General features: G+C 65.8%; 2 protein-coding genes. Both read right to left on the bottom strand.

The features are described from left to right. A partial coding sequence (locus tag ADBZ5U_RS16475) for a Rieske 2Fe-2S domain-containing protein (protein WP_526811983.1) occupies positions 1–489 on the bottom strand: 489 nt, incomplete at its 3' end. Between the two features lie 67 nt (positions 490–556). Further along, positions 557–1,247 (bottom strand): hypothetical protein (locus tag ADBZ5U_RS16470; protein ID WP_526811982.1); only part of this gene is annotated, 691 nt, incomplete at its 5' end.

The following is a 1,247-nucleotide window of genomic DNA, read 5'->3' as shown; positions in this document are numbered from 1 at the left end:
GTTGGAACCTTCGATCAGCATCGAGTTCCAGTTCCACCCTGTCCAGTCCGGATCGCCGTGCTCGGGGATCTCCGGGATCCGCACCTCCGGCGGCGGGGGATTGCCTTCGTGGTCGTGCCACACGAAGAGCAGGCCGCCGCGCACGTCGGTCTGCCAGGAGCGGGTGCGGGCCAGTTTCGGAGTGCGCTTCGCGTAGGGCACCAGTTTGCAGCGGCCGTCACCGCCCCACCGCCAGTCGTGGAACGGGCAGGCGATCTCATCGCCCTTGACGGTGCCCTGAGAGAGATCGCCGCCGAGGTGGCGGCAGTAGCCGTCCAGTACGTGCAGGTCGCCCTGCGAATCGGCGAACACCACCAGTTTGGTGCCGAATGCATGGATCGAGTGCGGTTGGCCGTCCAGGAAGGTCCGCACCGGCCCCAGGCAGTGCCAGCCCCGGGCGTACCGGTCGGGCAGTGTCCCGCTGTCGATCTCACGAATATCGGTGGTCATCCGGGCCTCCGCTGTAGTCCTCTAACTAGAACACGTTACAGTTTTGGCCCGGTGCCGCGCAACGAGGTCACCCCGCGGTGGCGGGAACGGCCCGGTACGCGGCGATCTCGTTGGACATGATGGTCTGTTGCATCGTGTAGGTCGTCCCGGTGGCGACTATCTTCCACTTCTGTGCCGCCTTCGAGGCGTTGGCGTTGAATCCGCCGTCGGGAACCGCCGCCATGGTGCTGTACCGGTAGAGGTTGTAGGTGGTGCCGGGATTCAGGTTCGACACCGTGACGGTCAGCGTCACCGGGCGCGCGGGCGGACGCCTGGTGGAACCGTTGACCATCGGCGGGTTCTCGGCGTTGACGCTCGTCGTGAGTCGGACCGGGACCGTCTCTTTGTTCCGGTCGGCGACCCCGGTGATGGCGATGCCGTAGTTCTCTCCGGTGTCGGGCAGCGAGTACACCGCCGCGCCGGCGGTGTTGGCCTGCCGTCGGGTCGCCGGCAAGGCGCCGAAGGCGTAACTGAACAGGTACTGCGGAAGACCGGTGGGTGTTCCGGTCCACAGACCGTGGTCGCTGAAGGTGATGACGTCGTCGGGGGAGTAGGCGACCGGGCCGGTCAGCGGACTCTTCGAGGTGATGCCGGTGACGGTCACGATGTGGTCGTACACGGGATCACCGGCGTTCGGATTGGTCCGGCCGTAGAAACGGAATTCGTTGGTGTAGAGGCCGATTGCCACCGGATATCCGGCGGTGACGTTGGTTTTCACC

It is taken from the genome of Mycobacterium sp., from assembly GCF_040398885.1.
GTDB lineage: Bacteria > Actinomycetota > Actinomycetes > Mycobacteriales > Mycobacteriaceae > Mycobacterium.
This window is presented reverse-complemented; position numbering and strand designations above follow the sequence as displayed.